General features: G+C 42.6%; 6 protein-coding genes and 2 pseudogenes. 4 read left to right on the plus strand and 4 right to left on the minus strand.

Annotation, left to right across the window (positions count from 1 at the left end):
• Positions 1-118 (plus strand): annotated as a pseudogene (locus tag JMX98_RS12720) (IS982 family transposase); the annotation flags it as partial.
• A 21-nt stretch (positions 119-139) separates the two neighbouring features.
• Positions 140-2,215: pseudogene (locus JMX98_RS12725) on the plus strand (TrlF family AAA-like ATPase); the annotation flags it as partial.
• Positions 2,216-2,470: 255 nt separating this feature from the next.
• On the opposite strand, the gene JMX98_RS12730 reads toward JMX98_RS12725, so the two are convergent.
• Both JMX98_RS12730 and JMX98_RS12735 read right to left on the minus strand, forming a co-directional pair.
• Positions 2,471-3,631 carry a MalY/PatB family protein gene (locus tag JMX98_RS12730; protein WP_201587095.1) on the minus strand — a complete coding sequence of 387 codons (1,161 nt, stop codon included), beginning with the start codon at positions 3,629-3,631 and terminating at the stop codon, positions 2,471-2,473.
• A 67-nt stretch (positions 3,632-3,698) separates the two neighbouring features.
• On the minus strand, positions 3,699-4,496 hold the full coding sequence (locus tag JMX98_RS12735) for a crotonase/enoyl-CoA hydratase family protein (protein WP_201587096.1): 798 nt from the start codon (positions 4,494-4,496) through the stop codon (positions 3,699-3,701).
• 199 nt (positions 4,497-4,695) lie between these two features.
• On the opposite strand from JMX98_RS12735, the gene JMX98_RS12740 reads away from it, so the two are divergent.
• Positions 4,696-5,358, plus strand: coding sequence for a LysE family translocator (locus JMX98_RS12740; protein WP_201587100.1), 663 nt, complete (start codon positions 4,696-4,698; stop codon positions 5,356-5,358).
• A gap of 65 nt (positions 5,359-5,423) precedes the next feature.
• Positions 5,424-6,455: a 23S rRNA (adenine(1618)-N(6))-methyltransferase RlmF gene (gene rlmF, locus JMX98_RS12745; RefSeq protein WP_201587101.1), complete on the plus strand. Its 1,032-nt coding sequence runs from the start codon at positions 5,424-5,426 to the stop codon at positions 6,453-6,455.
• 114 nt (positions 6,456-6,569) lie between these two features.
• Here the strand turns inward: rlmF and JMX98_RS12750 are convergent, their stop codons facing one another.
• Both JMX98_RS12750 and gyrB read right to left on the minus strand, forming a co-directional pair.
• A complete protein-coding gene (locus JMX98_RS12750) occupies positions 6,570-7,178 on the minus strand; it encodes a manganese efflux pump MntP family protein (RefSeq protein ID WP_201587103.1) in 609 nt (202 codons plus the stop codon).
• A 128-nt stretch (positions 7,179-7,306) separates the two neighbouring features.
• Positions 7,307-9,913: a DNA topoisomerase (ATP-hydrolyzing) subunit B gene (gene gyrB / locus JMX98_RS12755; protein ID WP_201587105.1), complete on the minus strand. Its 2,607-nt coding sequence runs from the start codon at positions 9,911-9,913 to the stop codon at positions 7,307-7,309.
• Positions 9,914-10,577: the final 664 nt, after the last annotated feature.

The following is a 10,577-nucleotide window of genomic DNA, read 5'->3' on the forward strand; positions in this document are numbered from 1 at the left end:
TTTATGGCATTTGTCTCATCGATTGATTCGTAAGATTCTGTCGCATAATCTGTGCTTTGTACTCAATAAAAAACTTGGTAACCCGCCTCTTCAGTTTGATTTGCTTATTTCAAGTTGAGAGTGGGGTTATACTTGGTTTAAAATGTCAAAGCCATCTATAGAAGGGCTGCGACTTGCTTTAATTGATAACAAATCTTCTGTTATACGTTCAGACTCTGAAAACCAAAACCCTAATCAAACTTCAAACACTAGAATTCAATCTATTACTATAAGTGATACAAAATATGCAGGGCGCTCTAACCCACTAACTATTTCTTTTAGTCCATGGCTAAACACAATAATCGGTGGTAGAGGAAGTGGTAAATCATCAGTATTAGAGTTTATCAGATTAGGTATGGATAGATCTCGTGATGTTAATAAGCTAGAGCCTAATAACGAAGTTCGTAGAACATTTGAAAACTTTATTCAGACTTCTAAATCGAGAGACTCTGAAGGTGTATTACTAGAAAACACTCAGATTAACTGTCAATATTATAAAGATTCAGCTTTTTACTCGTTAAATTGGAGTACAGATCGACCTAAAGTGAAAATTAAAAAGAAAATAGGGAATGATTGGATTGAAGAAGATGGAGAAGCCTATTCCCGCTTCCCAGTAAAAATTTTCAGTCAAAAACAAATTTATGATTTTGCTAAAAACCCAAATGCACTTCTTAATTTAATTGACCAATCCTCAAGCGTCCAGTATCAACAATGGAACATGCAGTGGGAAGAGGAAACCAGTCGCTATTTTTCCTTATGTGCTAAAAAGAGAGAGTTAGAGAATCAAATATCTCATAAGCCGACTTTAGTAGGCCAATTAGCAGATACTAAACAAAAAATATCAGTAATTGAAGACTCTGGACATCAAGACTTACTAAAAAATTATCAATCTTATGAAAGTAAAAATCGTCTCATTTTAGAATATGAAGGTGAAATTAAGACCTATATTCAATCATTTAAAAATTTAATCGATGAACAGTCACCTTTTATAGATTTAAATGAGATTGACCCAATCGGTGATAGAAAAACAACTGATAACATAAATACTCTATCTAACCACTTAGAAAACTTTAAGCAAAATATAATAGACCATGTTAGTTTACTAGAGGGTCAACTAGGTACTTTCAAAGACAACTATCTTCAAAGCGACTTTAAAAATGAACATACTAGTGCCGTGAACGAGCATGAAGAGCTCATTAGCACACTAGCAGAAAAAGGAATTAATGATCCTAAACAGTATTCTAGCTTGATTAGTACAAAGCTATCATTAGAAAAGAGTATTGATGAACTATTTGAGATTGAAAATCAAATTAAAAAAATAGATGATGATATTAATGTCTCATATCAGTCGATAGTTAATTTAAGGATGAAACTAACACAAAGTAGAATGGTATTTCTAGATCAGTATTTAAGCAACAACGATGTGATAAAAATCGAGATACTACCTCTGTGCGATAAATATAATTTAGATAATACATTTAGAAAGATAATAGGTAAAAATGATAATACTTTCATTTCAGATATATATGACTCTGATAAGGAATCAGGTTTTCTTTATGAATTAAATAAAGAACTAGAGACTACTGCTAAATCCAATAGCTCTAACCTTGAAGATACATTTTCAGTTTTAAATTCACTCAAAGAATTACTTTCAAACCAGTCTTCAGACGAAGGATTTTATTCAAATTCTAGTAAACGATTTAGAGACTTATTAGATAATTTAAGTCCAAACATAAAAGACGCAATTCAAACTTGGTTCCCAGAAGATAACCTAATAGTAAAGTTTCATGATGGAAGGAAATTTAAGGATGTTGCTCAGGGTTCTGCTGGACAAAAGGCTTCCGCTATATTGTCTTTCCTTCTTTCGTATGGCTCAGAACCTTTAATTTTAGACCAACCTGAAGACGATCTTGATAATGGTCTAATATCTAGTCTCATTGTTTCAAAACTTCATGAGTCAAAGAGAGAGAGACAGATAATTATTGTCACTCATAACCCTAATATCGTTGTTAACGGTGATTCTGAATATGTTATTGCTCTTGAAGAGAGAGGTCAGATTAACGTAAACGCATCTGGAGCTTTACAAGAAGTAGAAGTTAGAAAAAACGTTTGCGAGATTATGGAAGGTGGTGAAACAGCTTTACAAAAACGTTATAACCGTATGTTTAACATTTAGTTTTTTTAGTACTTAGTTAAAGTTGTGTCAGTCAGACTGTTTAATCAACATAAATCAAGCTTTATATACTATTGTAAACTCTGCCGTAAGTGCGTTTTAGCCTCGACTGGAGCGGTTATCCTGCTAACGACGGTAGCGATGCAAGCCGTGGCTGGTGGTGGTCGCTCGTTTAAAGCGAACGCCAGCGGCTAAGCAGATAATAGCGGACGGCAGGATTGACTACCCTATTCAACGCAGTACAAAATTAGCTTAGGTTTAAACTCCACCAAAAGCCGCATAAACCCGATTCAATCCCTCACGCAGCAGCGTTTTCGGACACGCCACATTGATACGCATTTTAAGATATCCCTCGCGGCCGTATTTAATCCCTGAATTTAGCTCAACTTTGGCGTCACGCAGTTTGTCATAAAGCGCCTGATCATCTTGCACGTATGCCGAGCAATCGAGCCAAATCAAATACGACGCCTCAGGGCGCATGACCTTGATATCAGGCAGATGCCCTGCTAAAAACTCTAGCGTGATTTCGATATTGTGTTCAATATAAGCCAGCACTTGTTCCAGCCACTCTCCGCCCTCTTCATAAGCGCTTTTCATCACCGTATAGGCAAATAAGTTCAGCTCATATTCATCATTTAAATGTTGCTGTTGGCTGATTTTTTTGATTAAAGCGTCATCTTTGGCAAAGATCATTGAGCCTTTGATACCCGCCACGTTAAAGGTTTTGGTCATGGAGGTCAAGCTGACCACTTTGTGCGCGTAACCTGCTGCTTCTGCTAGCTTTAATAAAGGCGTAAAGGTATGACCAGTCAAGGTTAAATCTTGATGAATCTCATCACTGACAATCGCTACATTATGCTTTTTACACAGTGTAAGTAGTGCTTTAAGCTCATCAATAGTCCAGACGCGCCCGCCCGGATTATGCGGGTTGCATAGCAAGTATAGCTTAACCTTATGCTCGATAATTTTAGCTTCGATATCGGCCAAATCGAGCAGATACTTGCCATTGCCTTCCTTTAACGCAGACATCACAAGCGTGCGCTTATTTTGCTGCACCTTAGTCATAAACGGTGTATAAATGGGATCATTGACCAGTACCGCGTCGCCTACTTCGGTAAAAACATGCATCATCAGCGCTAGACTTGGCACGACCCCTGGCGAGAATAGGATTTTGTCCTTAGTTAACTGCAAACCATAACGACTACCGTGCCAATTGATAATCGCCTTATACAAAGTATCAGTCGGTTTGGTATAACCCAAAATACCGTGATCCACCACACGCTGCACACTATCTAAAACAGGCGGCGCGGCTTTAAAGTCCATATCGGCGACCCATAGCGGAATAGTGTCATCAATATAGTGCCACTTAAGTGATCCCGTACCGCGTCTATCGATGATTTGGTCGAAGTTATATTGCACTGGTATTGTCCTTGGTCGTACGGTTAAAGAAAGCTTTACATCATGCGTTCGGTAGCGTTACGAGTCTCTACCTACCCTTAAACTCAGGCTCGCGGCGCTCAACCATCGCCATTGCGCCCTCCTTTGCGTCTTCTGAATGAAATAAATGCGGCAGATAACCATGAATATTAGCCAGCGCTGACTTTGCACCATTACGGCTGGCATCCTGCGCCGAGGATAGTAGCCCTTTTACCCCAAGTGGCGCAGCGGTGCAAATCTCTTTGGCAATCGTTAGCGCGCGCTCGTACTCCTCACCATTGGGTACGACTTCACTGACTAGGTTTAGTCTATCGGCGGTTTGCGCGTCAAAGTTTTTACCGGTTAATAGATATGGCATGGCTTTTTGCCAGCCTGCCGCCGCGACAAAGCGTACCGTCGCCCCGCCAAACGGCATGATACCGCGCTGCACTTCCATTTGGGCAAAGTTGCAACTGTCGCTTACTATCACCACATCACTATTGAGCATCAGCTCAATCCCAGCGGTAAAGCAGGTGCCTTGTATCGCCACCACGACAGGTTTGGTGCGCAGCTTACCGCCGATACCCCATGGATCGATTTCCTTATCATTAAATTCAAACGCGCCTTTATTCCATTTATCTTGCAGCTCCATCAGATCAAGACCAGCGGTAAAGTGCTCGCCATGTGCGAAGATGAGCGCACAGCGTAGATTATCGTCGTTCTCATAATCTGTTAATGCCTCGGAGAGTTGTTTGATCATATGGCTGTCAAAGGCATTGCGTTTGTCGGCGCGATTAAGCCCGATGAGACAAATGTAGCCGTCAGTTTCATAAGTGATGCGATTGCTTGTATCGTTTGGGGTGGTCATGGTTATATCCTTTTTAGGTTTGTCGTTATCGTAGGGTGTGATCTCATTTTTAAAATAATGCTACTGACTTTTAATATAGACATCCCTATCCTATAACACAAGATGAAAAGCACTAGCATCGGTAGCAGTTGACCTTAAAATTAATAGCTGCCACTATTATTAATCTTACGATACTCCTTAGTAACCACTAGAGCATTTTATGGAATTTTGGCACGGTTTTTTGCTTATCACGAGCGTGCATCTACTTGCAGCGGCATCCCCTGGCCCTGACTTTGTTTTAGTTTCACGTGAAACATTAACCAAAGGTCGACGTACAGGTCTGATTTGTAGTTTGGGTATTACCTTAGGTCTTGCCGTGCATATCATTTACTCGGTATTAGGACTGGCGGCAGTGATTGCCCACTCACAGCCACTATTAACTGCTATCAAATGGTTAGGCGGCGCGTATCTGATTTATTTAGGTTGGCAAGGAATTGGCGCTAAACCCAAACAACCAGTAGAAACGACAACTTTTACTAATAATGTTAATAGCAACAGTAATAGCAATGTTACAGATAAAACTGAATCTAGCTTCGCTACTCTGCGCCGAGGTTTTTTTTGCAACGTCTTTAATCCCAAAGCGCCAGTCTACTTTGTCGCTATATTTACTTTAGTATTATCACCCGATATTCCGCTTTGGCAACTCTCTATCTACGGCGTATGGATGATGGTATTACAGATGGCGTGGTTTAGCACGGTGGTGATGCTACTATCGATTCCTGTCATCCTCAAACGTTTTCAGCGTTTTGAGCATTGGATAGATCGTATATTAGGTAGCGCAATGATTGTATTGGGCTTAAACCTGATCTTCCGTAGCCGATAAACCATTTAGCGTTGATCAAATCTGCTAAACTAGACGGTTATCTTCAGACTTTATAGCCTACTACTATGACTAATCCCTCTTCTAGAAATAACCGTCCAAAACATAGAAATAGATCCCCAGCAACCGCCAAAAAACTCGGTCAATTGCATCCGCGCAATCCGCATCAAGGTCGCTATGATTTTGAGCTACTGACCCGCGCGCTACCTGAACTTGCCGATTACACCATTACTAACCCAAAAGGCGAACCGACGATTAATTTCTCTGATGCCAAAGCCGTACGTGTGCTTAATCAAGCACTACTCGCGCACTATTATGGCATTAAGTTTTGGGATATCCCTGAAGGTTATTTGTGCCCGCCGATTCCTGGGCGCGCCGATTACATTCATTATATTGCCGACTTGTTGGCGCAGACTACTCATGTGAGCGAAGACAATACGCCGCCTACAGGCAAAGATATTCATGCACTTGATATCGGCACTGGTGCCAGTGCTATATACCCTATTGTTGGCAGCCAAAGCTATGGCTGGCGCTTTACCGCGAGCGACATCGATCCGGTCTCAGTGAATACGGCGACGGTAATTAGCCAAGCCAATCCCAAGCTTAAAGGCGCGATTAAGATCAAACTGCAACCTGAACCTAAGCATATCTTTAAAAATATTATCGGTCGGCAGGACTATTTTGACGTCGTCGTGTGTAACCCACCTTTTCATGCCTCATTAGAAGAAGCGATGCAGGCCAATAGCCGTAAACAGCATAATTTGCAGCGCCATCGCGGCAAAAACGAAAGCGCGCAAATCAGTCGTCACTCTACAAAGTCAGGCAATGCCGCGCAAAACCTTAACTTTGGCGGTCAACATAAAGAATTGTGGAGTGAGGGTGGCGAGATTGCTTTTTTAAGTAATATGATAAGAGAAAGCCAGCAGTTTGCTGCACATGTAGGCTGGTTTACCAGCTTAGTGTCTAAGTCTGAAAACGTGAAACCTTTACAGCAACTACTAAAAGATCTTGATGTGGCGCAAATGCGTATTATTGAGATGAGCCAAGGTCAAAAGAGCACGCGGGTCTTAGCTTGGCGTTTTGATACTGACGAAGCGTAATTATTGCTAAAGCGTACCTTTAGCGTTTCATGTGAAACAAAAAACCGCTTTGGCTATCAAAGCGGTTTTTTTAATCCATTTAGATGACTATATAAATTGAATTAAGGGCATACCCTAGCCAACAAACATGACCTTTAAGCCGATGAGTATGAGTACAAAGCCGCCGAGCGCTTCTGCCTTATCTTCAAGATACGTACCTGATTTTTTGCCCAAATAGATGCCGATAGCGCTAAAAACAGCTGTGACAATCGCAATGATTACACACGCTAGCCACGCATTGAGCGCCAACAGGTTAAGTGTAAAACCAGCAGCCATCGCATCGATACTGGTGGCAATCGCTAGGGTAAACATGGTGCGATGACTGATGTTTTTCTTTCGGCTATCGTTTATAGAAGCCGCTTCATAATTTACTCGTAGCCCCTTATCTACGGTCTCTTCTTCATCGGCAATAAACACCTCATAAAGCATCTTACCACCAAGGCCAATAAGAATAAATCCACCGATCCAAGGCGCCGCAGCAGCCAACCAACCTAAGAGTGCCGCGCCTAATAAATAGCCGATAAGTGGCATCACACCCTGCGCAATACCAAAATATAACGCAGCATAAATAGCCAAACGCAAGGTATAGCGCGGGCTTTGTTGTTGCGACTTAGCGCCCAGTCCAATCGCAACTGCGAACGCATCCATCGCTAGCGCAATAGCGAGTAACAGTACTTCAATCATCTGATATCCATCAATTAGAATTGCCAGCTTATGACAATTTACTTATAAAAGTTTCACGTGAAACAAAATTATTATTAAAAAAATACCGCCTTGGAAACCAAAGCGGTATTTTGTATAAACGCTAAACCTTAGATATCAAGGTTAGAGACCGTTAATGCGTTTTCTTCGATAAACACGCGGCGCGGCTCGACATGATCACCCATTAAACAGGTGAACATATGATCGGCAGCGATAGCATCTTCGATGGTAACGCGTAGCATACGGCGATTCTCTGGGTCCATCGTCGTGTCCCAAAGCTGATCAGCATTCATCTCACCTAGACCTTTGTAGCGCTGGATAGCTAGGCCGCGGCGCGCATCGAGCATCATTTGCTGCCAGAGGTAATCAAAATCGCGTATCGGAATATCTTTAGTAGTACCACTACCCGCTTCACGGCGAATAAAGGCGCTATCTTCTAACAAAGTATTCCACTCCGCTGATAAACGCAGCAGCTTACTATACTCACCCGAGTTGATAAAGCTAGCATCGAGCAAGTAATGATGCGCCAGCTGATGCACATACACCGTGATACGAGGTAGCCACTGGGCCTTGGTCGATAAGGCATCGCTATCAGCCGCTTCACTCTCATCAGCAGTCAATGCGGGGGTCATACCCAGCAGATCAGCGGCAGCAGCATCCATATTTTCTGGTTGCGGCTCATGGATATTGACCAGCTCAATCTCAGGGCTTAGTTCATCACCGAATTGATTCAGCTGAGTTTGTAGCTGCGCCTGCCACTCCTGCATCGCTGACTTATCATAAGTCATTTCTGTGCTCAGTTTCGGCGTATGCGTTAGCGCATCTAACAGCGTCGCTGGGAAACGAATTTGCAAACGAGCTTTGATCAGCTGAGTTTGGTTATAGTCGTTAAGCAGTGTCTCAAGCGCTTGACCAGTAATCGCTGGCGCATCTTCAGAGACGTGCAGCTTGGTATTATCAATCGTTGAGGACAATAGATAAGCTTTTAGTGCTTCATCGTCTTTTAGATACAGCTCTTGACGACCTTTTTTCACTTTATACAATGGCGGTTGTGCGATATAAATATAACCACGCGCAATCAGCTCCGGCGTTTGACGGAAGAAAAAGGTCAGCAGTAGCGTACGAATATGTGACCCATCAACGTCAGCATCAGTCATAATGATGATTTTGTGATAGCGAACTTTATCCGGATCATATTCATCAGGGCCGATACCACAGCCAAGTGCGGTGATTAGGTTGCCTACTTCAGCAGATGATAGCATCTTGTCAAAACGTGCGCGCTCGACGTTCAAGATTTTACCTTTAAGCGGCAAGATAGCCTGAGTTTTACGGCTACGACCTTGCTTTGCCGATCCGCCCGCAGAGTCACCCTCCACGATGTAAAGCTCTGATAGTGATGGATCTTTTTCTTGGCAATCTGCCAATTTACCTGGCAGACCAGCGATATCTAACGTAGTCTTGCGGCGCGTCATCTCACGTGCCTTGCGGGCAGCATCACGAGCTCTAGCGGCATCGATAATTTTATTGGCAATCGCTTTAGCCGCACTTGGGTTTTCAAGCAAATAATCATTAAACTTATCGTGCATCGCCGATTCGACTGCTGACTTGACTTCGCTCGATACCAGCTTGTCTTTGGTCTGGCTAGAGAATTTCGGATCAGGCACCTTCACTGAGACAATCGCACTTAACCCTTCTCGTGCATCATCACCGCTGACGGCGACTTTTTCTTTCTTGAACAGATTTTCGCGGTCCATATAGCTGTTTAGACCACGCGTGAGCGCTGAGCGAAACCCTGATAAGTGCGTACCGCCATCACGCTGCGGGATGTTATTGGTGAAACAAAACACCTTTTCGTTATAGGTATCTGTCCATTGCAGCGCCACTTCGACCGCGATACCATCGTCTTGCTCACTGGTAAAATGAAAGACCTCGTTGATGCCTTCTTTACCTGCGTTGATATAGCTGACAAACTCAGACAGGCCGCCTTTGTGCTCAAACTCATGACGCTTATCGATACGCTCATCAGTCAAGACGATACGCACGCCAGAGTTAAGAAAAGACAGCTCACGTAAGCGTTTCGCTAAGATATCATAATCAAAAACAGTACCAGTAAACACATCACTACTGGGATAAAAGCGGATTTGGGTCCCTGTCTTATCCGTAGCTTCTAGTTGCTCGATATCGGCATCAGGCACACCATCGGTATAAGTCTGGTGGTAATGGTAGCCTTCACGCCAAATATTCATCTCAAGCTTTTTGGATAGTGCGTTAACTACGGATACCCCTACCCCATGCAAACCGCCTGATACTTTATAGCTATTGTCATCGAATTTACCGCCAGCATGCAGTACCGTCATAATGACCTGCGCCGCCGATACACCTTCCTCTGGATGAATATCAACAGGGACGCCGCGACCATTGTCCATGACGCTCACTGACTCATCTTCGTGAATGATAATATCAATCTGATCACAGTGACCGGCGAGCGCCTCATCGATAGAGTTATCCACCACCTCAAACACCATATGATGTAAGCCAGTACCATCATCGGTATCGCCAATATACATGCCTGGACGCACGCGCACCGCCTCTAGGCCGCGAAGTACACGAATATCTTTGGAGCTATAGTCTGAAGTCACTCCTTCCGCTGTAGCAGTCGTTGAGGCAACGCTGCCGACTGTCAGTTGCTCGTGGTCGTTAGGTAATGAATCACTCATGTGCATTCCTTAATCTAGCCATCATCAGCCGTTTGCCATTGACCCATCACTACGATGAAGCCGCATGACATCATGTCAAATCCAATCTGGAGAGTTAACACCAGTAGCGCTATGTCGGTGAGCCAAAGTACGAGTCGTCAGTACCTTATAAAAGCTTTCTTAATTTAAGCCAAGCTTAAAAACCATGTTTTATTTTCTTGCTATTAACCTCTGCTCTTTTATGTCTTATCAAAGCTAAAGAAGCAAATAAAACATGTTTATTATCATAAACTTAAAGACAGTTAGAAACTTAAAAACCACTACGTAACGCTACAAAACAACTTGCTGAGAACAGGACAAAAATAAAGCCCTATTTTAGCATTTTTTTGCCTCTAAGTCACTGTTTACTGGTCGTTTTATTGCTTTAAACAGTCATACTAGGATGGACGGTATTTTGATAAAACCTATGGCGTGTCCTCATTTAAAAATGATCATAAAAATGAGATAAAGTACCGGTAAGTATGAGAATCAAATCAGAAAATAACGCAGATGATATAGTTAGGGCGTGTTGAACATTCGACCATGGCACTGACAGCGACTATTTTTTAGGCGATTCGATGTTAAAAATAATAAGTTTAGTCATTCTAAGCGCTTATTTTTAACGATGAAGCGGCAAAAAAGAGTC

It is taken from the genome of Psychrobacter sp. HII-4, from assembly GCF_904846595.1.
Classification (GTDB): domain Bacteria; phylum Pseudomonadota; class Gammaproteobacteria; order Pseudomonadales; family Moraxellaceae; genus Psychrobacter; species Psychrobacter celer.